This window comes from Streptomyces sp. NPDC127119, from assembly GCF_042677425.1.
Lineage (GTDB): Bacteria > Actinomycetota > Actinomycetes > Streptomycetales > Streptomycetaceae > Streptomyces.
In genome coordinates, this window is sequence record NZ_JBHXTO010000162.1 from 1 (window position 1) to 20,827 (window position 20,827).

Sequence of the window (20,827 nt, forward strand, 5' to 3'; positions counted from 1 at the left end):
CAGCGACCCGGGCGCGTACTCCGCCGGGAGTACGTGTGATCACCACGCTCGTAGGACGCCCCGCCGGGCCGTGGCGTCTAGCGTGGCGGGCATGGAAGAGCAGCGCACACGCCGGTGCGGCGGACCCCCCTGGGCCAGGGGCGGTCCACCGGGGAGCCGGTGGCACGGGCCCCCGTGGTGGAACCACCGCGGGGAGGAGGAAGAGGGCGGCGGCCACCCCCGGTGGCCGTGGCGTTCGACGCTGCTCCTCACCGTCTTCGTCATGGTCGGCAGCACCTTCGCCGCCGGGGCGCAGCCCGAGCGGGAGCCGCTCGACGCCCTCGCGCGGGCCCTGCTGCTCGGCGGCGCTCTGCTGCTCCTGTGGCGGCAGCGGTACCCGGTGGCGGTGCTGTGCGGCACCGCGGTCACGGCGCTCGTCTACTTCAGCGCGGGATACCCGTACGGACCGGTCTTCCTCACGGTCGCGCTCGCCTGCTTCAGCGCGGTCCTCGCCGGGCACCGACGGCTCGTCCGGGCCGTGCTCGGCACCCTGTGGACGGTGCATCTCCTGGTGGGTCACTGGCTCTACCGATGGCTGCCGCCGGACGGCGACCCGGCCTCCTCGTGGGGCGAGGAGATCGCCATCGCCGCATGGTTCGCGGCGATCCTCGCGGTCTCCGAGCTGGCCCGTGTCCGCCGGGAGCAGTGGGACCGCGACCGGGCGGAACGCCGGCAGGCGGCCAGGCGGCGGGCCGACGAGGAACGGCTGCGCATCGCCCGCGAACTGCACGACGTCCTGGCGCACAGCATCTCGGTCATCAACGTCCAGGCGGGAGTCGGCCTCGCGCTGCTCGACTCCGACCCGGAGCAGGCACGTACCGCGCTCACCACGATCAAGGCCGCGAGCAAGGAGGCGCTGGGGGAGGTGCGCCAGGTGCTCGACACGCTCCGCACGCCCGGGGACGCGCCCCGCGCTCCGGCGCCCGGCCTCGACCGGCTCCCCGAACTGGTGGAGCAGGCCGCGAGCGCCGGTCTGACCGTCGCCGTCGAGAACGGGAACTGGACCGGGAAGCTCTCGCCGGGCGCCGATCTCGCGGCCTTCCGCATCGTCCAGGAGGCGTTGACCAACGTCGTACGGCATTCCGGGTCGCGGCACGCGCGCGTGCGGGTCGACCGGACGGGCGGCGCCCTGCGGCTCCGTATCGACGACGACGGTCCGGCGACCGGTGAGGAAGCGGGGGGCAGTGGCAACGGACTGGCCGGAATGCGGGAGCGCGCGGCGGCGCTGGGTGGCACGATCGATGCCGGACCCCGGGAGGACGGAGGGTTCCGCGTGCTTGCCGTGCTGCCGCTGAAGAAGTCCCGCATCCCCGAGGAGGACCGGTGATCCGCGTACTGCTCGCCGACGACCAGTCTTTGGTCCGCGCGGGATTCAAGGCGCTGCTGGACGCCCAGCCGGACATCGAGGTGGCCGGAGAGGCCGCGGACGGGGCACAGGCCCTGCGGGCCGTACGTCAGCTGCGGCCCGACGTCGTCCTGATGGACATCCGTATGCCCGTGCTCGACGGCCTCGTCGCGACGCGCCGTATCACCGACGCGCCGGACCTGGCGGACGTCAGGATCGTCATGCTCACCACCTTCGAGCTCGACGAGTACGTCTTCGAGGCGATCCGTTCCGGGGCGTCCGGCTTCCTCGTCAAGGACACCGAACCGGAGGAACTGCTGCGGGCCGTCCGGGCGGTGGTCGAGGGCGACGCGCTGCTCTCGCCGGGTGTGACGCGCCGGCTCATCGCCGAGTTCGCGGCGCGTTCGAAGGAGCCGGCCGCGGCGGACGCGCTCGTCGAACTCACCGAGCGGGAGCGGGAGGTGATGGCGCTGGTCGGCATCGGACTGTCGAACGACGAGATCGCGCGGCGCCTGGTGGTGAGCCCTCTGACGGCCAAGACCCACGTCAGCCGCACCATGGTCAAGCTGGGCGCCCGCGACCGGGCCCAACTGGTCGTGCTGGCCTACGAGTCGGGGCTGGTCCGGCCGGGCTGGCTGGGCTGAGGTCCCTGCCGGAAGCGCATCAGCACCGAGATCACCCGTAGGAGGAAGAGAACGGCCGCGAGGCCCGTCCCGGCGACGAGGAGGACTTCCTCGACCGTCGTCGGCAGTTGGAAGAGCAGGGCGGGACCGGCCAGGACCCCGAACAGCACGGCCGCGGCGAACACGGCGCTGGCCAGGGCGTATCCGATCTCCACGGTGATCGCGTCCCGCTCGGACTGCGTCCGTTGCCCCCCGCTGTGTCCCATACGGGGAGTGTCACAGCTGGGGGTCCGGCGGGGCAAGGAGGCCCGCACTCGCGCGTGCACCCGATGCGGCTGCGTTACATGCCGATGCGGCAAAAGAGGTCCTTGCTAAGGTGCGGCCATGGCGGCTGTGGAGAAGGCCGAGCAGGTGCTCGTGGACCGATGGCGCGACATCCTCGCGGTGCACGCGCGCACACTGTGCGAACTCGACCGCGCACTGCACCGACACGGCCTGGGCGCCAGCGACTTCGAGGTGCTCGACGTACTGGCCGCGGGCGCGTCGGCGGACGGCGGGAACGCGTACCGCGTCCAGGAGATCGCCGAGCGGGTGCATCTGAGCCAGAGCGCCCTGTCCCGGCTGATCGGCCGCCTGGAGAAGGACGGCCTCGTGGAGCGCTGCATGTGCCCCGAGGACCGGCGGGGCGTCCGCGTCTCCCTCACGGTGAAGGGACGCACCCTGCACCGTGAGGTCCTGCCGCTCCAACGGGCCGTGCTGGGGCGGATGTTGGCGGGCGGGTCGGACTCGCGGGACTGACCGGCGCCCGCCGGAGGCGTGGTCCTGCCGGGGTGCCCCTGCCGAGTGTTCCTACCGGGTGGTCGAGTCCCCGGAACCCTCGTCGAAGCTCGCGAAGTAGGCCGCGGCCATGTCCTTGTCGGCGTGACCCTGCGCGGCGGCCCGCTCGAAGCGTTCGGCGCTCGCCGCCGCGACGTCGAGGCGGACCCCGTGCTGCTCACCGGCCTCGACGATGAGCCGGGCGTCCTTGCCCGCGGTGGACACGGCGAACGCGGCGGGTGACAGCCGGTCCTCCAGGATGAGGGCGCTCTTGGCGTGCAGATACCCCATGTCGAGCGGGCCGCCGGCGATGGCGTCGAAGAAGCTCTGCGGTTCCACGCCCAGCGCCTTGGCCAGGGCGAGGGTCTCGCCGGTCGCGCTGGTGGCGGCGATGACCCAGCTGTTGGCGACGAGCTTGAGACGGGTGGCGCTGCCCGCGGCCCCGTCCTCGCCGGTCCACACCGTACGGGCGCCGACCGCGTCGAAGACCGGTGCCACGGTGTCCCGGCCGTCGCTCGGACCGGCGGCCAGCACGAGCAACTGCCCCGCCTCGGCGGGCTGTCGGGTGCCGAGCACGGGCGCGTCGTAGAAGACGAGGCCCTTCTCCCGGGCGAACTCGGCCAGTTGGCCGACGCCGTCGATGCCCGCGGTCGTCGACTGGATCCACGACGTGCCCGCGCGCAGGGCGGGCGCGGCCTGCCGCATCACGTCGAGCGCGGCAGGACCGTCGTACAGCATGGTCAGCACGACGTCTGCGCCCTCCACGGCCTCGGCGGGCGTCCCGGCGATGTATGCACCGTCGGCGGCGAGCGGTTCGGCCTTGTCCCGGCTGCGGTTCCAGGCCCGGACGCCGTGCCCGGCCCGCGCGAGGTTACGGGCCATCGCGGCCCCCATGATCCCGGTGCCCAGGACACTGACAGTGAGTTTGTCGGTCATGACATCAACTTTCCTATTGGTTCCGTGCGGGGGATACCCACTCTGCCGACCATCCTGGCCCTTAACAGTCAGCCCTGATCAGTAACTCACCAACAGGAGTCAGTGGCTCTCGGGGCTCGCGGGACGTAGTTAAGTTGGCCGTTTCCGCATCGTCCTGGGGGCCGCACTTGAGAACCGCACTCTGGATGGTCCTGGCGACCCTGCTCACCTACGTCACCGGGACCGGCCTCTACAACGCGGCCCGCAGTGACGACAGGGAGACCCTGATCGGCAACATGCTCCTGAGCTGGTCCGTCGGGTGGTACGCGGTCAGCAGTTGGCGCCGTGCGTACGGTTCGACGCGTCGGCGCGCACCGTGGGCCGACACGGGAGCGAATGGTGCAAGTGTTTCTCTCGGAATGGCCAAGAGTGGTTCAACAGCTGCTCAGGATTGAGCAACCCGAACAGAGGGGCGGCGGGGCGGACGTACGTTCCCCTCCGTGATCTCTGACCCAGCACCTCACGTAGCCGCCGGAGCGACGACCCCCGCCCGGCGCTCCCTCCTGCGTGCCGCCCTCACCGGGACCGCGGTTCTCGGCGCGGGACTGACAGTCGGCTCCGGATCGGCGACCGCCGCGGCGCCCGTCGCGCGCAAGCGGCCCACCACCGCCGAAGAGGCCCTGCGGGAGCTGTCGGCGGGCAACCGTCGCTGGCGCACCTTCCGTGAGAAGCATCCCGACGAGACCCCCGCCGTCCGGCAGGCGCTGACGACCGGTCAGCACCCCTTCGCGCTCCTGCTCGGCTGCATCGACTCCCGGGTGCCTCCGGAGCTGGTCTTCGACCAGGGCCTCGGCGATCTCATGACCGTCCGCAGCGCGGGCCAGGTTCTCGACGAGGCCGTGCTCGGCAGCCTCGCCTACGGGGTGCTCGAACTGGGCATCCCGCTGCTCATGGTGCTCGGCCACCAGTCGTGCGGCGCCGTGAAGGCGACGGTCGAGGCGGACGAGTCGGGTGAGGAACTGCCCCGCCACATCCAGTACCTGGCCGACCAGATCAGCCCGGCCATCGACCGCACCGAGGAGGGCGACGCCCGCGTCGACGCGACGATCGACGCCAACATACGGCTCATCCGTTCTCGGCTCGCGGCGGAGCCCGATCTCGCCGCCAAGGTGGACTCGGGGGCGCTGCGGATCGTCGGCGCCCGCTACGAACTGACCACCCAGCTCGTGCACCGCGTCGGCTGAATGCCATGACGCCGGTCGCCCCGGCCGACACGGCCGCAGGTCCGAGCCCTTCCAAAGGTTCGGACCTGCGACTCGGACCGGCACCGCCGACCCACGGCCGGGCGGGCGGTGCGAGCGTGCGGACCTTCGTCGCGGCGCGTGCGCACTACCGGCGCGGGCGGCCCTCGTCGTCGTCCTCGATGCCGTCGGTGGCGATCCGTTCCTTGCGGACCTGACCCGTGACGGTCTCCTCCTCGGTGACCTCCTCGGTGCTCAGCCGCACCCGCTCCACCGGAACGGTCTCGGTCTCCACGACCGGGCGTTCGGCGTGCAGCGTGACCTCGTGCTCGGCCTCGGAGATCTCCGCGCCCGACAGGGCGTCGCCCACGTTCGCGTCCGTGATGGGCTCGCGCACGACGCGTGCCTCCTCGTGGCGCAGGGGTACCGTCTGCTGGACCTCCTCCGTCACCACGTACTTGCGCAGTCGCGCCCGCCCCGCCTCGTACCGCTCGGTGCCGACGTGCATGTGCTCCTCGGACCGGGTCATCGCCTCGTCCTGGGGCGTGGCCATGTCCCTTGCCGTGGTGCCGGCTGCGGCGGTGGTCCCGGCGGTGCCGGAGTGCGCCCAGCCGTCTCCGCCGGGCTGGTTCGCCTGCTGCCACGCGTTGTCCCAGGCGATGCCGTAGTGCTCGTACAGCCGGACCTCCTCCGACTCTGACAGATGGCCGCCGCTGTCGACGTCGACGTTGGGGGCGTCCTTGACCATGCCCTTGGCGTAGGGCACCTCAAGGTGGTCCTCGACCATGACCGCTTCCCGGATCGGCACGAACGACTCGCTGGTGCCGAAGAAGCCGGTCTTGATGCTGACCCATTCCGGACGGCCGGTCGCATCGTCGAAGAAGACGTGGCTCGCGTCCCCGATCTTGCTGCCCTCGGCGTCGTACACGGGATGTTCCAGTACTGCCGGTATCTGCTCCTGGGTGATCATGCTTCAGCACCCTCCTTCTTGGTCCGGTGTGCTGTCCGGGTCACCGCGACAGAAGGCGTGAAACATAGTAAAAGCGGACAATAGATATAGAAAAGGCAACTACTGTGCGGCCGGCTCGGGCCTCGCACGGACGCGGGTGAAGAGTTTCCGCAGCAGGGGCCAGATCAGCAGCAGGGCCGTCACCGCGTACACGGTCACCGAGAAAGGCGTGTTGACCAGCCCCGACACGCTGCCGTCGCTGATCTGCAGGGCGCGCCTCAGCTGTTGCTCGGCGTTGGGGCCGAGGATGACGCCGATGACGGCGGGCAGCACCGGCAGACCGTACCTCCGCATGCCGAAGCCGATCAGCCCGATGATCAGCAGGATCACCAGGTCGATGACCTCGCCGCCGACCGCGTACGCGCCGACCGCCGCGAAGAACAGGATGCCCGCGTACAGATACGGGCGCGGGATGCGCAGCAGTTTCGCCCAGACCGGGGCCAGCGGGAGGTTGAGGGCGAGCAGGAGGACCATGCCGACGAAGAGGGAGGCGATCAGGCCCCACACCAGGTCCGGCTCACGCTCGAAGAGGAGCGGGCCCGGCTGGATGCCGTACTGCTGGAACGCCGCCAGCATCACGGCCGCGACCGCCGTCGTCGGCAGACCGAGCGTCAGCATGGACACCAGCGTGCCCGCCGCGGAGGCCGACGCCGCCGACTCCGGCCCCGCCACCCCCTCGATCGCGCCCTTGCCCCAGTCGTCCTTGTGCTTCGACAGGCGCTTCTCCGCGGCGTACGACAGGAACGTGGGGATCTCCGCGCCGCCCGCCGGGATCGCGCCGAAGGGGAAGCCGATCAACGGCCCGCGCAGCCAGGACTTCCAGGTCCGCCGCACGTCGTCGCGGCCCAGCCAGGGCCGGCCCACCGGGATCGGCTCGCCCGGGCTGCGCCGCAGATGCGCCGCCACCCACAGGGCCTCGCCGATCGCGAACAGGCCGACCGCCACGATCACCACGTCGATGCCGTCGGCGAGTTGCAGCGAGCCGAAGGTGAGCCGCTGCTGGCCGGTCATCTGGTCCAGGCCGACGAGGCCGAGGGTCAGGCCGATGAGCAGGGACGCGAGACCTCTGATCCGAGACGAGCCCAGCACCGACGTCACCGCGATGAACGCAAGCACCATGATGGCGAAGTAGTCCGGCGCGCCGATGTCCACCGCCAGGTCCGCGACCGTCGGGGCGAGCGCGACCAGCAGGAGCGTACCGATCAGACCGCCCGCGAAGTGGCCGATGGCGGCGGCGGCGAGCGCCTGCGCGCCCCGCCCCGCCTTGGCCATCGGGTTGCCCTCCATGGCCGCGACCACGGCGGCGCTCTCACCGGGCGTGTTCAGCAGGATCGAGGTGGTCGAACCGCCGAACATCGCCCCGTAGTAGATCCCCGCGAACATGATGAACGCGCCGATCGGTTCGAGTCCGTACGTCACCGGCAGCAGCAGCGCGACGGCCATCGCGGGCCCGATGCCGGGCAGTACGCCGATCGCGGTGCCGAGCAGCACACCGAGGGCGGCCCACAGCAGATTGACCGGTGTGAGGGCCGTACCGAAGCCGTGCATCAGGGAGTTGAGGGCGTCCATGTCACAGCACTCCCATCAGCGGGCCGCCCGGCAGCGGTACTCCGAGCAGATTGTTGAAGACGGCGTACGTGACGAGGGAGAGGGTGGCCGCGATCAGCGGGTCCTTGTCGAGGCGGCGGCTGCCCAGCGCGAAGGCGGCGCCCCAGAAGAGGAGGGCGCCCGCGACGGGGAAGCCGAGCGGTTCGATGAGGACGGCCGAGCCGAGGAACACCCCGGCGAGCAGCAGCACCGTGCGCCAGTCTGCCGGTTCGGACAGGTCGACGTCCTCGCCGCCCTCCGCCTCGCCGTGACCGCCGCGCAGCACGTCGACGGCGAGCAGCGCGGCGATCACGAGCAGCCCGATGCCGACCACGATCGGGACGGTCTTCGGTCCGACGGGGCCGCGCTGGGTGATGTCGACGTCCATGGTGAGCGCGTCGGTCAGGACGAGTACGCCGAGCGCCAACAGCAGCACGCAGACGCCGAGTTCGGAGTGCTCCCGCAGCCAGGCGCGGCGCGAGTCAGCGGGCGGCGGGGGCGTCGGCGGGGTGGGCGGCGTCCCGGGGACGTCGGTGGTCTGCGTCGTCACAGTCCCAGCTCCTTCAGCACCGACACCACGCGCTTGTCCTGGGAGTCCAGGAAGTCGCCGAACTTCGCACCGGTCAGGAACGCGTCGTCCCAGCCGTTCGTCTCCAGGGACTTCTGCCACTCGGGGGAGTCGTGCAGCTCCTCGACGAGGCGTACGAGCTTGTCGCGTTCGGCGTCGGACAGGCCCGGCGGGGCCACGATGCCGCGCCAGTTGGTGAAGTCCACGTCGTAGCCGGACTCCTTGAGCGTGGGCGCGTCCAGCTCGCCGACCCGCTCGGGGCCGGTGACCGCGAGCACCCGCAGCTCGCCCGCCTTGATCTGGTCGAGGTACTCGCCGACGCCGGACACCCCGAAGGCGACCTTGCTGCCGAGGATCGACGCGAGCAGCTCACCGCCGCCGTCGAAGGGGATGTAGTTGACGTCCTTCGGGGCGATGCCCGCGGCCTTCGCCATCAGCATCGGCGCGAGATGGTCGGGCCCGCCGGGCGAGGATCCGCCGCCCACGGGCAGCTTGCCGGGATGCGCCTTCCAGGCGTCCACGAGCTGGTCGACCGACTTGTACGGGGAGTCCTTGGAGACCACGACGACGTCCTGCTCCTCGGTGAGCCGGGCGATCGGGGTGGTGTCGGCGAGCGTCTTCGGCGCGTCGTTGGAGCGCACCGCGCCCACCACGCCGAGTCCCATCGACATGGCGAGCTTGCCGTTGCCGTGCTCGCTCACCAGCCGGCTCAGCCCGACGGTGCCTCCGGCGCCCGGCAGGTTGAACACCTCGATGTTGTGGGTGAGTTCGGCGTCCTCGGCGTTCTTCGCGGCCGTACGGGCCGTGATGTCGTAGCCGCCGCCGGGCGTGTTCGGGACCATGAAGCGCAGACCGGGGATCTGGGTGCCGGTCTCGGCGCCACTGCCGGTCGTGAGCAGCGGAGGTCCCACGAGCAGGAGCACGGCGGCCCCGAACAGGGCGAGGGGAGTGCTCGGGCGCACGGGTTCCACCACCTGTACATGAGATGCGGGGGAGGGGCGTCCCCGTACTGGAGCCGGGGGGATACGGGGACGCCCTGGAATGGGGGGAGGGTGACGTGGGCCACATATTGCCCGTGTGCCGGGACTCTGTCTCTCTTCCGGAACCAACGGAGGTTGTGGTCTTTGTGTCAGCCCCGGTCTCCTCCCTTTTCCCGGTCGCGGGCGCGGGCCATGATGGTGCGACCCGGCAGCCGAGCCGTTCGGCACCGTGTCATCGCCGTGTCAGCGCCGTTCAGCACGAGAGATTGAGTCCGTCGTGGTCGCCGCCTTCCGTCGCCAGACCCTCGCGGGCGAGATGCTGGTGCTCCAGCTCGGCATCGTCGTGGTGGTGCTGGTGGCCGTCGCGGCGGTCTCCCTCAGACAGTCGGAGACGACCTTCAACCGTGTCGAGGGCCGCCGGGTCATCGCGCTCGCCGAGCAGCTGGCCGCGAACCCCCTCACCCGCAGCCAGCTGGTGCAGTCCGCGCCGCAGCAGACCCTCGCGCCGCTGGTGAACTCCACGCAGACACAGTCCGGGGTCACCTCGGTGACGGTCGCCGACGCGAACGGCCGGATCGTCAGCTCCACCGATCCCACGGCGGTCGGCGGCCGGCTCTCCCTCGGCGAGGGCGTCGCCGAGGGGCGCGGCTGGTCCGGCTCGCTGACGCTGGCCGGCAGCCGCGAACTCGTGGCCCAGGTGCCGGTGCTCGGCGCGACGCAGGAGAACCTCGGAGAGCCCCTGGGCACGGTGATGATCGGCGAGGCGGACCCGACGGCGTGGCAGCGGCTGAGCGGGGCGTCCTCGTACCTCCTCGCCTATCTGGGCATCGCCAGCGGGCTCGGCCTCATCGGCTCCTGGCTGCTGGCCCGGCGCGTCAAACGGCAGACCCTCGGCCTGGAACCCCGCGAGATCGCCGGCCTCGCCGAGCACCGTGAGGCGATGCTGTACGGGATCGCCGAGGGCGTGATCGCCCTGGATCCGCAGCACCGGCTCACGCTGGCCAACGACATGGCCCGGCGCCTGCTCGCCCTTCCCGCGGACTGCGTGGGCCGCAGTCTCGCCGAACTCGGCATCGAGGGACGGCTGCGGGACGTCCTGGCGGGGGACCGGAAGGGCGCGGCGGGTACGGGGAGCGGGCGCGGCGACCTCGGTGACCACGGCGGTGGTGGGGAACGCGACGAGGTCGTCGTCCTGCACGGCCGGGTGCTGGTGATGAACCGGATGACCGTCACCAAGGACGGCCGCCCGCTCGGCTCGGTCACCACGCTGCGGGACCGTACCGAACTGGCCCGGCTGGAACGGGAGATCGGCTCCTTCCGCAGCTCCTCGGAGCTGCTGCGCGCGCAGGCCCACGAGTTCGCCAACCAGCTGCACACCATCTCGGGGCTGATCCAGATCGGTGAACAGGACGAAGTCGTGCGCTACATACGGGGGTTGAACCAGCGCCGCCAGTCGCTGGACGTCACCCTCAGCCGCCGTGTCCGCGACACCGCGGTCGCCGCCCTGCTGATGGCGAAGGCCTCCCTGGCCGCCGAACGGAAGGTCAGCCTGCGGATCTCGGACGCGACCGCACTCGACCGGCTCACCCCGGAGGACGCCGCCGATGTGGCGACGGTGGTCGGCAACCTCGTCGACAACGCCGTGGACGCCGCGTCCGTCGCGGCGACGGGCCGTGCTCCCCAGGGCCGTGAGGCACCCGACGGCCACGAGGCACTCGCCGGCCACGAGGCATGGGTCGAGGTCGAACTGCGGCAGGATGCCTCCAGTGTGGAGATCGTGGTCCGCGACTCGGGTCCCGGCGTCGCTCCCGAACTCGCCCGGGAGGTGTTCTCGCACGGCTTCACCACCAAGGCCGCCCAGGAGGGCGAGCGCGGGATCGGCCTGGCGCTCACCCGGCTGGTCTGCGAGCGTCACGGCGGAGAGATCTCGGTGACCAACACCCCCGACGGGGCGATGTTCACCGCACGCATGACCGTCAGCCACCTCACCGACGCGGTGGCGGAAGGAGCGACACGATGAACGGGGCGCCCGGAGGGGCAGATACGACCGCGACGACCGCGACGGCCGAATCGGCCGACACGGCTGACACGGCCGAGAGAGCCGACAGGTCCGACCGGTCAGACAGATCCGACAGATCCGACTCGATCGACGTACTCGTGGTCGACGACGACTTCATGGTGGCCCGGGTGCACCGCGCCTTCGTCGACCGTGTCGAGCCGTTCCGGGTCGTGGGGGTCGCCAGCACCGGCGAACAGGCCGCCCGCGCGGTCGACGAACTGCACCCCGACCTCGTCCTGCTCGACCTGTACCTGCCGGACGTCTTCGGGCTCGACGTGATCCCCCGGCTGCGTACCGCGGGACACGACTGCGACGTCATGGTCATCAGCGCGGCACGCGAGACCGACGCGGTCCGTGGTGCCGTCCGGCACGGCGTGGTCGACTACCTGCTCAAACCCTTCGAGTTCGACGACCTGCGGGCCCGCCTCGAGCGGTACGCGGTCCAGCGCGGCCGGGTGCTCGCCACCGTCGTGCACGGCCAGGCCGATGTCGACCGGGTGCTGGCCGGAGCAGCCGCGCCCGCCTCGGCGCCCGCCACCCTGCCCAAAGGTCTGAGCGTGGAGACGGCCGCGCTGATCGAACGCACCCTGAGAACCGCGCAGGACACCCTGTCCGCCGCCGAGTGCGCGACCCTGGCCGGCATCTCCCGCGTCAGCGCCCGCCGCTACCTGGAGCACTTCCACTCGATCGGCAACGCGGAGGTGACCCTGCGCTACGGAGCAGCGGGCCGCCCCGAACGCCGCTACCGCTTCCGCGACCACGGACGGCCGGACCGCCGGCCGGACCGCCGGCCTGACGCACGGCCGGGCGACGAGGCACGAACCTAGGTCCACTTCGTGGGTGTCACGGACGACATCGCCGAGGACCGTCTCGGGGTCGTCGACACCCGCGAGACGGGTGAAGCCGAGGGCGTACGCGCGCAGCCGGGGATGCCGGGCGGACAGGAAGGGCCCCAACTCCCTGTTGAGCAGGGGCACCGCCAGGTACTCCACCGTGTGTCCACCCGCCCTCGCCTTCGAGGGACGGCCCACCTTGAGTGTTTCCAACAGGCCCGCGACGGCCCCGATGACGACGGCCCCGATGACAATCGCGACCGCCACCCGTGCGATGCGCGATGACGGCGCGTGACCCGTCCCGCCCCCGTCCGCCCTATCGGCGTGCGCTGTCATCCTCCAGGGCCACGGCCAGCACGAGCGCGGCACTCGCCGCGCAGTCGATCCTGCCCTCCCGGACCGCCGACAGGGCCTCTTCCAACGGGATGTGATGGATCCTCAGGTCCGCCTCGAAGGGGTCAGGGGCGGCTGTTCCCGGCGTGAGCCCGGTCGCCCGCCACAGATGGACCCGGGCGGGCGTCAACGCGGGCAGGGGCTGCGGCGCACCCCGCTTCGACCAGTCGCCGCCGAAGTAGCCGGTCTCCTCGGCGAGTTCCCGGCGGGCGGCCGTGCCGCTGTCCTCGTCGTCGGGTTCGACGGACCCGCCGGGAAGCTGCCACATCGGCCCGCTGAGGTAGTGGTACTGCTCGACCACGAGGAGACATCCGTCCACCAGCGCGGCCACCCGCACCTGGTCCGCCACGTCCACCCAGTCGTAGTGCCCCGCCCGTCCGTCCGGCAGCGTGACCTCGTCCCGGTACGCGGTCAGATGCGAGGCGGCGTGCACCCGCGTGCGGCTGTGCCGTAGCCAGGGTCCTCGGTGTTCGCCGTCGTCCATGGCCGGTGCCCGCCCCTTCGTGCCGCCTTCAACTTTCCGTCTTCATCGTTCCGTCCTCCGGTGGTGTCGTCCTCCCCGGGCCGTCACACCCTGACGACCCCGACGCCCGCCTCCTCGAAGCGGTCCACCGTTTCCTGGTCCGCCGCCGCGTCCGTGACCAGCGTGTCCACCGAGGCCGCCGGGCAGATGCGGGCGAAGGCCCGCTGGCCCAGTTTGCTGGAGTCGGCGGCGACGATCACCCGCTCGGCGCGCTCGCACAGCAGGCGGTTGATCGCGGCCTCCGCCTCGTCGGTCGCCGCGGCGCCATGGGTGACGTCGAAGGCGACCACGCCGAGCACGGCCACGTCGAGGGAGATCTGGCCGAGGACGCCGTCGGCGAGCGGGCCGACCAGCTCGTACGACTGCGGTCGGGCGACGCCACCGGTCAGCACGATCTTGAACTGGGGGCGTACGACCAGTTCGCCGGCGATGTTGAGGGCGTTCGTGACGACGGTCAGGGCCGGGGAGCCGGTGGCGAGGTCGCTGTGCACGGCCAGGGCGCGTGCCACCTCCGTGGTGGTCGTGCCCCCTGTCAGGCCCACCACCTCGCCGGGGGCCACGAGATCCGCCACGGCCTTCGCGATGCGCTGCTTCTCCGAGGCGCGGCGGGCGGTCTTGTAGCGAAGCGGCAGCTCGTACGACACCCCGTGCACGACCGCGCCGCCCCGGGTGCGTACGAGCATCTGCTGTTCCGCGAGCTGGTCGAAGTCGCGCCGGATCGTCGCGGCCGACACCGCCAGGTCGGCCGCCGCCTCCTCGACATCGAGCCGGCCGCGCTCGACGAGCAGTTCCAGCAGCGCCTGCCAGCGGGCGTCGCGCGACATCCGCACTCTCCGTCCATCGATCGTCACAGAGATCGTGACAGTGACCGTTCTCGACCGTCCTCTGATCTTGCGGTGACTTTAACGCACATTGTTCACCGCGGAATGCTTGATTGTGCTCGAAAACTCGCTATATCTTGCACGAACAAGCATTTCATCATCGGGAGGCCGCGGCGTGAGCCATGTCGAGAACGAACTGAAGTCCCAGCCCGAGTGCTGGGTGCGGGCCGCCGGGGAGGCCGCGGAGCACGCGGCCGTGCTGCCCGCGCCGGGTGAGCGCGTCGCGCTGGTCGGCTGCGGCACCTCGTGGTTCATGGCGCAGGCCGTCGCCGCCCTGCGCGAACAGGCCGGGCAGGGCGAGACCGACGCCTTCGCCGCGTCCGAGTTCCCGTACGGCCGCCCGTACGACCGGGTGGTCGCCCTGACCCGCTCCGGCACCACCACGGAGGTGCTCGACCTGCTCGGCCGGCTGAAGGGGCGCACCCGCACGGTGGCGATCACCGCGGATCCGCGGACTCCCGTGACGGAAGCGGCCGACGACGTCGTCGTACTCGACTACGCCGACGAGAAGTCGGTCGTGCAGACGCGGTTCGCGACCACCGCGCTCACCCTGCTGCGCGCCCATCTCGGCCTGCACACCGACGCCGTGGTCGCCGACGCCCGCACCGCGCTGGCCGAGCCGCTGCCCGAAGGGCTCGTCGACTGCACGCAGTTCACCTTCCTGGGGCGCGGCTGGAGCGTCGGGCTCGCGAACGAGGCCGGGCTGAAGATGCGCGAGGCCTCCCTGGCGTGGACCGAGGCCTACCCGGCGATGGAGTACCGGCACGGCCCGATCAGCGTCACCACCGCGGGCACCGCGACCTGGATGCTGGGCGACGCTCCCGAAGGACTGGCCCAACAGGTCCGCGACACCGGGGCGTTGTGGGTGGCGGGCGGCCTCGACCCGCTCGCCGAACTCGTCCGCGCCCAGCGCCTCGCCGTGGCCGTCGCCGCCGCACGAGGACTCGACCCCGACGAGCCCCGTCACCTCACGCGCTCGGTCGTCCTCGGCGAGCCCGCCACCACGCCCGTCACGCCCTGAAGGACCGTCCATGCCCCTCGTAGCAGCCGGTGAGCTGGTCTCCCGGGCGGCAGCCGCCCGAACCGCCGTCGCCGCGTTCAACGTCATCACGCTGGAACACGTCGAGGCCGTCGTCGCCGGCGCCGAGGCGGCGAACGCGCCCGTCATCCTCCAAGTCAGCGAGAACGCGGTGAAGTTCCGCCGCGGACGGCTGCTCCCGCTGGCCCGCGCCGCCGCCGCCACGGCCGAATACGCCGCCGTACCCGTCGCGTTGCACCTCGACCACGTGCAGAGCGACGAACTGCTCCGGCAGGCGGCGGACGCCGGCTTCGGTTCCGTCATGTACGACGCCGCCCACCTGCCCTATGCCGAGAACCTCGCCGCCACCCGGGCCGCCGCGGACTGGGCGCATGCCCAAGGCCTGTGGATCGAGGCCGAGTTGGGTGAGGTCGGCGGCAAGGCAGGGCAGCCCGCCCTGGACGCCCACGCGGCGGGGGCCCGTACGGACCCGGCCGAGGCCCGCTCCTTCGTCGCCGACGCGGGAGTGGACGCCCTGGCCGTGGCCGTCGGCAGCACGCACGCCATGACGACCCGCACCGCCGCCCTCGACCACGACCTCCTCAAGCGACTCACCGCCGCCCTCGACGTGCCCCTCGTCCTGCACGGCTCGTCCGGTGTCCCGGACACCGAACTGCGGGCGGCCGTCACCGGCGGCATCGCCAAGGTGAACGTGGGCACCGCCCTGAACATCGCGATGACGGACGCGATCAGGGAGTTCCTGACCGCGCACCCCGAGGCGGTGGACTCACGCAAGTACCTCGTGGTGGCCCGTGAGGCCATGGCGGAGGCGGTGACCCGGATCATCGCCGTACTGGACGCCCGCTGACCAGCTCACGCGTCCACTGACCCGCTCACCCGTCCACCGACCCGGCCGCCGGACCGCTCATGCCCGGCCCGTCCGACCGCAGGTCGACGAGTTTCTCGAAGAAGAACTCGTGCTTCAGGAACGACACGTCGTACTCGCCACCCGGGTACGGCGGGATCAACTGGGCCGCCTGGAACAGCCGCCAGCCGTCCCGCAGCGCCTCCACGCCCGACGCGTACGGGGGCTCGTCGCTGTCCCCGGTGGTGGGTGACGTGCGACCCGTACCGTCGTACACCGACCAGCCGACCACCGGGGAGTCCAGCGCCGACGTGCCCAGATAGAGGACCAGCACCTGCTGACGGACGCTCATACAACCTCCTCCTGAGGGCGGTTGGAGACGCGGGTGACCCAGTGCTCCAGGTCGAACGACGCGTCGCCCGTGAGCGAGCGCCACAACAGCACGCGGTTGTACAGCTCCAGCCGACCGGTGGCGGGCTCGTACCAGGGGAACGTCGTCGAGAGTTCCGCGGCCACCCGGGGGTCGGCGAGGTCGGAGGTGTCCCACAGCCGACGCTGCCGTACCGCCGGGTTGAAGCGGATCTTGAACATGTACCGCATGCCGTCACTGTCGTTGCGCCGCCCGCCGTGCCAGAGGCCGTGGTGCAGAAACACCACGGTGCCCGCCGGGCAGACCAGCCGCGACTGCCCGAGCAGGTTCTGGTAGCGGCCGGTGTCCGACTCGTTCGTACGCCGCAGATGGCTGCCCGGCACGCTCAGGGTGCCGCCCATGTCCAGGGTGACGTCCTGCGGGTAGTACATCAGCTGGACGTCGAAGGCGTCCGTGCGGACGTCGATGATCGCGTCGCCGTGCAGCGGCTGGGCCGACCCCTCGTGGGGCTCGCGGACGTGCACCGCGTGATGGTCGACGAGCGGGCCGGGCCCGACGAGACCGCGCAGCACCCCGGCCACCGCCGGGACATCGAGCAGCCGTCGCACCAAGGAACCCTCGGGATAGGCGTCCGCCACCGTGCTGCCGTACGGCACATCGGGTACGCCGTGTTCGAGGAAGCCGATCGCCTCGGCGTTCAGTTCCGCCGGGACCACCGCGTCCAGCCGCAGCGAGCCGTGGGCCACGAAACGGGCCATCCGGACCGAGTCCAGCAGAGGAGGGTGTCCGGGGTCTTCCGGGAGGCGCTCGGGATGCGTCATGCACCGACCGTACGGAGCCGGGGCCGCCGCGCGCGTTGGTCCGTTTCACCACCGCTGGTAGTTTTTCACCATGCGGGAGACGACCATCCACCTCGGCGAGCCGCCCGTCGTGGCCAACGCGGGCGTCGGTGTGCACGGCGTCGCGAGCCGCACGGATGTCTTCCGGCTGCCCGAGCTGTGGCAGCTGCACCTGTACCAGTACGAGGCCGAGCTGACCGTCGACGGCACACCGCACCGCATCCGGCCCGGCCGGGTCAGCCTCGTACCGCCGGGCGCTACCGTCCGCTACCGCTACCAGGGCCGCTCGGAACACCTGTACGCACACCTGCGCATCGCCGCCGCCGGGGAACCGCGGACCGTGCCAGTACTGCAGGACGCCGGAGCCGAACTCCCCATGCTGACAGGCCTGTTGCTCCAGGCGGTGGCCTCCGCGCCGGGCGAGCCCGAGCGCACCAGGGCCGAGATCTGGACCGTGCTGTGGCGTATCGCCCAGCTGGCTCCGGCCGCCGAACGGCCCGGCACGCATCCGGCCGTCACCGCCGCCATGGCGTACATCGAGGGCAACCTCGCCGCCCCGCTCACCGTGCCCGCGGTGGCCCGCGCCGCGGGCGTCTCGCACAACCATCTGACCCGGCTCTTCCGCGCCACGACCGGCGCCACCGTGGTCGCGTACATCCGCCGCCGCAGGCTCGACCGCGCCCGGCATCTGCTGCGGGCCTCGACGCTGTCCATCCCCGCGGTCGCCGCGTCGGTCGGCATCCCCGACCTGCAGGCCTTCAACAAGGCCTGCCGACGCGAACTCGGCGCGTCACCGCGCGCCCTGCGCGGCGAGACCGCTGCTACTGCTGCGCCTGCTTGACGGCCTTGAGGACCACGAACTTCGCGTCGCTCGCGACCAGTTCGCTGTTGCCGAAGAGACGCCGCAGCTTCACGTGATAGCCCAGATGGCGATTGCCGACCACCCACAGCTCCCCGCCCGGCCGCAGCGCGCGGCGCGCCCCGACGAACATCCGCCACGCCGTCGCGTCGGTCGTCGCCTGGTGCGAGTGGAAGGGCGGGTTGGTCAGGACCAGGTCGACGCTGTCCTCCGGAACACCGTTCAGACCGTCGTCGACCCGGAACTCCGCCTTGCCGTGCTCGGCCGTGTCGTCGGTGTTCACCCGGTACGTCGCCTCCGCCGAGGCCACCGCCTGGTACGACTCGTCGACGAACAGCACCTCGGACTCCGGCCGCGCCAGTGCCACCGCGGTACCGACGACACCGTTCCCGCAGCCCAGGTCCACGACACGCCCGGCCTCCCGCCCGTACGGCAGGTGCTGCAGGAAGAACCTGGTGCCGATGTCCAGGCGCTCGGCGCAGAAGACGCCCGCCTCGTTGACGACCGTGCGGCCGGAGACGGGACCGACACCGTCGGGCAGCGTGTAACTGAGCGGCCAGGGGTTCGCCGACGGCACGATCCCGGGATTCGGCGTGCAGAAGATCAGCCGGGCCTTCTTCTCGGCCAGCGACGTCCGCGTCGGTCCGATGATCCGCTCGAACAGCTTGAGCGTCGAGGTGTGGATCTCCTTGACCATGCCGGTGCCGACCACGACCGTCCCCTCGTGCACGGACGGTGCCAGCCGCCGCAGCTGGTCCTCCAGCAGCGCGAGGCTCTTGGGCACGCGCACCAGCAGCACGTCGACACGCTCGGGCACCGCGTCCTGCGTGGTGAGAAGGCGTACGGATCCGTCGTCCGCGCCGTTGCGCGCCAGATTGGCGCGGGTCGCCTCCCGGGTCAGGAACGAGTCGGTGATCTGCACCGGCGCATGCGCCTGGAGGGCCGTGCTGAGGGCACCCCAGCGGTCACCGACCACGACGACCGTGCCGTCGAGCGCCTGCCCGCTGTCCGCGAGATGCTTCAGCAGGTACTCGTCGGAGGCGTCCCACGCACGGAGCTGGTCACGGGAGTCCTCGGGGAAGCGCGCCAGCATCAGCTCGGCCGAGGGGGTCGTCATACGGTCGGTCATTGGGTCCAGGCTAACTGAGGCGCAGCTCAGGGACGCCCGGTGCCCACGTGAGGGTACGGCGGGAGTGTGTGCGGACCCTGCGCGAGGATGGGAGCCATGGACGCCGAACTGTTTCCCCGGAGCCGGACGGAGATCGCACCGGGCGCCGTGCACCTGCCGGACTGGCTGCCTCCCGGGCGCCAGAAGGAACTCCTGGAGGCCTGCCGCGACTGGGCGAGGCCGCCCGCGGGACTGCGCACGGTCCGTACCCCGGGCGGCGGCACGATGACCTCCCGGCAGGTCTGCCTCGGATGGCACTGGTATCCGTACGGGTACGCGTCAACGGTCGTCGACGGGGACGGGGCGCCCGTGAAGAAATTCCCCGCCTGGCTGGGGGAGCTGGGGCGCAGGGCGGCGCGGGACGCCCTCGGGGACCGGGCTCTGACCGCTCCCGGGGACCACGATCCGGCACCAGGGGGCCTGCCACAGGGGAGCCCGCCATCCCCGTACGACTACGACATCGCGCTGATCAACTTCTACGACGCCGACGCCCGCATGGGTATGCACCGCGACAGCGACGAGAAGTCCGGCGCCCCCGTGGTGTCGCTGAGTCTCGGCGACACCTGCGTCTTCCGGTTCGGCAACACCACGTCGAGAGGCCGCCCCTACACGGACGTGGAACTGCGCAGCGGCGACCTGTTCGTGTTCGGCGGCGCGGCCCGGCTCGCCCACCACGGCGTGCCGCGCGTCCACGCGGGCACCGCGCCGCCCGAGTTGGGACTGACCGGCCGTCTGAACATCACCCTGCGGGTGAGCGGCCTCCGGAGCGCGTGAGGGGCTACTGGCCGGTCACCGGGCCACCGGATCATGGGACACTCGCCCTCATGAGCGGCGATGCGACCCCCGGAGCGGTGGGAGAAGGAAGCACCAGGACACGGCTGGACCGAGGGCGGGGTGCGCTCGGACCCGCGTTGGAACTCGTGCACACGGGACGCGCGCCGACCCGGGCCGTGCTCACCGCCGAACTGGGCGTCACCCGGGCGACGGCGGGCGCTGTCGCCGCGGAGCTGGAGGCGCTCGGCCTGATCCGCGTCGACGCCCGCCCGGGCGCCGCGGCCGGTTCGCAGGGCCGCCCCTCGCACCGCCTCGAACTCGCCGAGGACGGCCCCGTGGCGCTGGCCGCCCAGGTGCACGCCGACGGCTTCCGGGCCGCCCTGGTCGGCCTCGGCGGCCGGCTCGTGGCGACGGCGCCGGGCTGCGAGACCGTGGACGCCGACCCGGCGAAGGTGCTCCGCTCGGTCGTGGAGGCGGGTGCCGAACTGCTCCGGGAGACGGGCCGCCGCTGTGTGGGCGCCGGGGTGGCCGTCCCGTCGGCCGTCGCCGAACCCGAGGGCACCGCGCTCAACCCGCTGCACCTGGCCTGGCCGGCCGGCGCGCCCGTGCGGGAGATCTTCGCGGAGTGCGTCCGCGCGGCCGGCATCACCGGTCCGGCGTTCGCCGCCAACGACGTCAACCTCGCCGCGCTCGCCGAACACCGGCACGGCGCTGGCCGCGGCTCCCGCGATCTGCTGTGCGTGGCGACCGGGCACCGGGGTGTCGGCGGTGCGCTGGTGCTCGACGGGCGGCTGCACACGGGCAGTTCGGGCCTCGCGCTCGAAGTCGGCCACCTCACGGTCAATCCGGAGGGCCGCGCCTGCCACTGCGGCAGCCGGGGCTGCCTGGACGTCGAGGCGGACCCCCTCGCGTTCCTGACGGCGGCCGGCCGCGACCCCGGCCCCGAGGTGTCACTGCTCCAGCAGGCCAACGAGCTGATCCGCGACCACTACGCCGACCCGGGCGTACGCACCGCCGTCGAGGCGCTCGTCGACCGGCTGGGCCAGGGACTCGCGGGCCTGGTCAACATCCTGAACCCGGACCGCATCATCCTCGGCGGCCTGCACCGCACGCTCCTCGACC

At 71.8% G+C, this 20,827-nt stretch carries 22 protein-coding genes; 11 read left to right on the forward strand and 11 right to left on the reverse strand.

The features are described from left to right. The first annotated feature begins 82 nt into the window (after positions 1-82). Positions 83-1,366, forward strand: a complete 1,284-nt coding sequence (locus tag ACFVH5_RS38450) for a sensor histidine kinase (protein WP_385838360.1) — start codon at positions 83-85, stop codon at positions 1,364-1,366. Then, positions 1,363-2,028: a response regulator gene (locus ACFVH5_RS38455; RefSeq protein ID WP_384799021.1), complete on the forward strand. Its 666-nt coding sequence runs from the start codon at positions 1,363-1,365 to the stop codon at positions 2,026-2,028. The genes ACFVH5_RS38450 and ACFVH5_RS38455 overlap by 4 nt, the downstream gene beginning before the upstream one ends. On the opposite strand, the gene ACFVH5_RS38460 is transcribed toward ACFVH5_RS38455, so the two are convergent. Then, positions 1,989-2,273 (reverse strand): DUF6332 family protein, encoded by a 285-nt coding sequence (locus tag ACFVH5_RS38460; protein ID WP_385838339.1) that lies wholly within the window; start codon positions 2,271-2,273, stop codon positions 1,989-1,991. The two genes, ACFVH5_RS38455 and ACFVH5_RS38460, sit on opposite strands and share 40 nt — an antisense overlap. Before the next feature lie 118 nt (positions 2,274-2,391). On the opposite strand from ACFVH5_RS38460, the gene ACFVH5_RS38465 reads away from it, so the two are divergent. Further along, positions 2,392-2,805, forward strand: coding sequence for a MarR family winged helix-turn-helix transcriptional regulator (locus ACFVH5_RS38465; RefSeq protein ID WP_385838341.1), 414 nt, complete (start codon positions 2,392-2,394; stop codon positions 2,803-2,805). A gap of 51 nt (positions 2,806-2,856) precedes the next feature. Here ACFVH5_RS38465 and ACFVH5_RS38470 read toward each other — a convergent pair whose 3' ends face one another. Next, a complete protein-coding gene (locus tag ACFVH5_RS38470; RefSeq protein ID WP_385838342.1) occupies positions 2,857-3,759 on the reverse strand; it encodes an NAD(P)-dependent oxidoreductase in 903 nt (300 codons plus the stop codon). A 479-nt stretch (positions 3,760-4,238) separates the two neighbouring features. Here ACFVH5_RS38470 and ACFVH5_RS38475 point away from each other — a divergent pair, with 479 nt between their 5' ends. Continuing rightward, positions 4,239-4,982 (forward strand): carbonic anhydrase, encoded by a 744-nt coding sequence (locus tag ACFVH5_RS38475; protein ID WP_385838343.1) that lies wholly within the window; start codon positions 4,239-4,241, stop codon positions 4,980-4,982. A gap of 145 nt (positions 4,983-5,127) precedes the next feature. On the opposite strand, the gene ACFVH5_RS38480 is transcribed toward ACFVH5_RS38475, so the two are convergent. From ACFVH5_RS38480 to ACFVH5_RS38495, 4 genes are all read right to left on the reverse strand, one after another. Then, positions 5,128-5,949: a DUF2382 domain-containing protein gene (locus ACFVH5_RS38480; RefSeq protein WP_385838344.1), complete on the reverse strand. Its 822-nt coding sequence runs from the start codon at positions 5,947-5,949 to the stop codon at positions 5,128-5,130. Between the two features lie 99 nt (positions 5,950-6,048). Further along, positions 6,049-7,557, reverse strand: coding sequence for a tripartite tricarboxylate transporter permease (locus ACFVH5_RS38485; RefSeq protein WP_385838345.1), 1,509 nt, complete (start codon positions 7,555-7,557; stop codon positions 6,049-6,051). A 1-nt stretch (position 7,558) separates the two neighbouring features. Continuing rightward, a complete protein-coding gene (locus ACFVH5_RS38490) occupies positions 7,559-8,125 on the reverse strand; it encodes a tripartite tricarboxylate transporter TctB family protein (protein WP_385838346.1) in 567 nt (188 codons plus the stop codon). Continuing rightward, entirely contained in the window at positions 8,122-9,105 is a 984-nt protein-coding gene (locus ACFVH5_RS38495) for a Bug family tripartite tricarboxylate transporter substrate binding protein (RefSeq protein ID WP_385838361.1), read from the reverse strand. The genes ACFVH5_RS38490 and ACFVH5_RS38495 overlap by 4 nt, the downstream gene beginning before the upstream one ends. 295 nt (positions 9,106-9,400) lie before the next feature. On the opposite strand from ACFVH5_RS38495, the gene ACFVH5_RS38500 reads away from it, so the two are divergent. Together ACFVH5_RS38500 and ACFVH5_RS38505 are read left to right on the forward strand one after the other, a co-directional pair. Continuing rightward, complete coding sequence (locus tag ACFVH5_RS38500; protein ID WP_385838347.1) at positions 9,401-11,143, forward strand: ATP-binding protein; 1,743 nt, start codon at positions 9,401-9,403, stop codon at positions 11,141-11,143. Next, a complete protein-coding gene (locus ACFVH5_RS38505) occupies positions 11,140-12,009 on the forward strand; it encodes a response regulator (protein WP_385838348.1) in 870 nt (289 codons plus the stop codon). The genes ACFVH5_RS38500 and ACFVH5_RS38505 overlap by 4 nt, the downstream gene beginning before the upstream one ends. 322 nt (positions 12,010-12,331) lie before the next feature. On the opposite strand, the gene ACFVH5_RS38510 is transcribed toward ACFVH5_RS38505, so the two are convergent. Both ACFVH5_RS38510 and ACFVH5_RS38515 read right to left on the reverse strand, forming a co-directional pair. Next, positions 12,332-12,892 carry an NUDIX domain-containing protein gene (locus ACFVH5_RS38510; RefSeq protein ID WP_385838349.1) on the reverse strand — a complete coding sequence of 187 codons (561 nt, stop codon included), beginning with the start codon at positions 12,890-12,892 and terminating at the stop codon, positions 12,332-12,334. Between the two features lie 83 nt (positions 12,893-12,975). Continuing rightward, positions 12,976-13,755 carry a DeoR/GlpR family DNA-binding transcription regulator gene (locus ACFVH5_RS38515; protein WP_385838350.1) on the reverse strand — a complete coding sequence of 260 codons (780 nt, stop codon included), beginning with the start codon at positions 13,753-13,755 and terminating at the stop codon, positions 12,976-12,978. 172 nt (positions 13,756-13,927) lie between these two features. Here ACFVH5_RS38515 and ACFVH5_RS38520 point away from each other — a divergent pair, with 172 nt between their 5' ends. Continuing rightward, on the forward strand, positions 13,928-14,833 hold the full coding sequence (locus ACFVH5_RS38520) for an SIS domain-containing protein (RefSeq protein ID WP_385838351.1): 906 nt from the start codon (positions 13,928-13,930) through the stop codon (positions 14,831-14,833). A 10-nt stretch (positions 14,834-14,843) separates the two neighbouring features. After that, complete coding sequence (locus tag ACFVH5_RS38525; protein ID WP_385838352.1) at positions 14,844-15,698, forward strand: ketose-bisphosphate aldolase; 855 nt, start codon at positions 14,844-14,846, stop codon at positions 15,696-15,698. A gap of 25 nt (positions 15,699-15,723) precedes the next feature. Here the strand turns inward: ACFVH5_RS38525 and ACFVH5_RS38530 are convergent, their stop codons facing one another. After that, positions 15,724-16,047, reverse strand: coding sequence for a hypothetical protein (locus ACFVH5_RS38530; RefSeq protein ID WP_385838354.1), 324 nt, complete (start codon positions 16,045-16,047; stop codon positions 15,724-15,726). Then, positions 16,044-16,886 carry a phytanoyl-CoA dioxygenase family protein gene (locus tag ACFVH5_RS38535; protein WP_385838355.1) on the reverse strand — a complete coding sequence of 281 codons (843 nt, stop codon included), beginning with the start codon at positions 16,884-16,886 and terminating at the stop codon, positions 16,044-16,046. The genes ACFVH5_RS38530 and ACFVH5_RS38535 overlap by 4 nt, the downstream gene beginning before the upstream one ends. A 70-nt stretch (positions 16,887-16,956) precedes the next feature. On the opposite strand from ACFVH5_RS38535, the gene ACFVH5_RS38540 reads away from it, so the two are divergent. After that, a complete protein-coding gene (locus ACFVH5_RS38540) occupies positions 16,957-17,745 on the forward strand; it encodes a helix-turn-helix domain-containing protein (protein ID WP_385838356.1) in 789 nt (262 codons plus the stop codon). On the opposite strand, the gene ACFVH5_RS38545 is transcribed toward ACFVH5_RS38540, so the two are convergent. After that, positions 17,726-18,892, reverse strand: a complete 1,167-nt coding sequence (locus tag ACFVH5_RS38545; RefSeq protein WP_385838357.1) for a methyltransferase — start codon at positions 18,890-18,892, stop codon at positions 17,726-17,728. The two genes, ACFVH5_RS38540 and ACFVH5_RS38545, sit on opposite strands and share 20 nt — an antisense overlap. 96 nt (positions 18,893-18,988) lie before the next feature. On the opposite strand from ACFVH5_RS38545, the gene ACFVH5_RS38550 reads away from it, so the two are divergent. Both ACFVH5_RS38550 and ACFVH5_RS38555 read left to right on the forward strand, forming a co-directional pair. After that, positions 18,989-19,705 (forward strand): alpha-ketoglutarate-dependent dioxygenase AlkB family protein, encoded by a 717-nt coding sequence (locus ACFVH5_RS38550; protein ID WP_385838358.1) that lies wholly within the window; start codon positions 18,989-18,991, stop codon positions 19,703-19,705. 50 nt (positions 19,706-19,755) lie between these two features. Beyond that, positions 19,756-20,827: ROK family protein (locus ACFVH5_RS38555; RefSeq protein WP_385838359.1), on the forward strand; the 1,072-nt coding region annotated here is incomplete at its 3' end.

Bases quoted from the DNA above. Each gene is read 5' to 3' on its own strand.
- ACFVH5_RS38460 (WP_385838339.1), bottom strand. From the start codon at position 2,273: ATGGGACACAGCGGGGGGCAACGGACGCAGTCCGAGCGGGACGCGATC.
- ACFVH5_RS38465 (WP_385838341.1), top strand. From the start codon at position 2,392: ATGGCGGCTGTGGAGAAGGCCGAGCAGGTGCTCGTGGACCGATGGCGC.
- ACFVH5_RS38470 (WP_385838342.1), bottom strand. From the start codon at position 3,759: ATGACCGACAAACTCACTGTCAGTGTCCTGGGCACCGGGATCATGGGG.
- ACFVH5_RS38480 (WP_385838344.1), bottom strand. From the start codon at position 5,949: ATGATCACCCAGGAGCAGATACCGGCAGTACTGGAACATCCCGTGTAC.
- ACFVH5_RS38485 (WP_385838345.1), bottom strand. From the start codon at position 7,557: ATGGACGCCCTCAACTCCCTGATGCACGGCTTCGGTACGGCCCTCACA.
- ACFVH5_RS38505 (WP_385838348.1), top strand. From the start codon at position 11,140: ATGAACGGGGCGCCCGGAGGGGCAGATACGACCGCGACGACCGCGACG.
- ACFVH5_RS38510 (WP_385838349.1), bottom strand. From the start codon at position 12,892: ATGGACGACGGCGAACACCGAGGACCCTGGCTACGGCACAGCCGCACG.
- ACFVH5_RS38515 (WP_385838350.1), bottom strand. From the start codon at position 13,755: ATGTCGCGCGACGCCCGCTGGCAGGCGCTGCTGGAACTGCTCGTCGAG.
- ACFVH5_RS38525 (WP_385838352.1), top strand. From the start codon at position 14,844: ATGCCCCTCGTAGCAGCCGGTGAGCTGGTCTCCCGGGCGGCAGCCGCC.
- ACFVH5_RS38530 (WP_385838354.1), bottom strand. From the start codon at position 16,047: ATGAGCGTCCGTCAGCAGGTGCTGGTCCTCTATCTGGGCACGTCGGCG.
- ACFVH5_RS38535 (WP_385838355.1), bottom strand. From the start codon at position 16,886: ATGACGCATCCCGAGCGCCTCCCGGAAGACCCCGGACACCCTCCTCTG.
- ACFVH5_RS38540 (WP_385838356.1), top strand. From the start codon at position 16,957: ATGCGGGAGACGACCATCCACCTCGGCGAGCCGCCCGTCGTGGCCAAC.
- ACFVH5_RS38545 (WP_385838357.1), bottom strand. From the start codon at position 18,892: ATGACCGACCGTATGACGACCCCCTCGGCCGAGCTGATGCTGGCGCGC.
- ACFVH5_RS38550 (WP_385838358.1), top strand. From the start codon at position 18,989: ATGGACGCCGAACTGTTTCCCCGGAGCCGGACGGAGATCGCACCGGGC.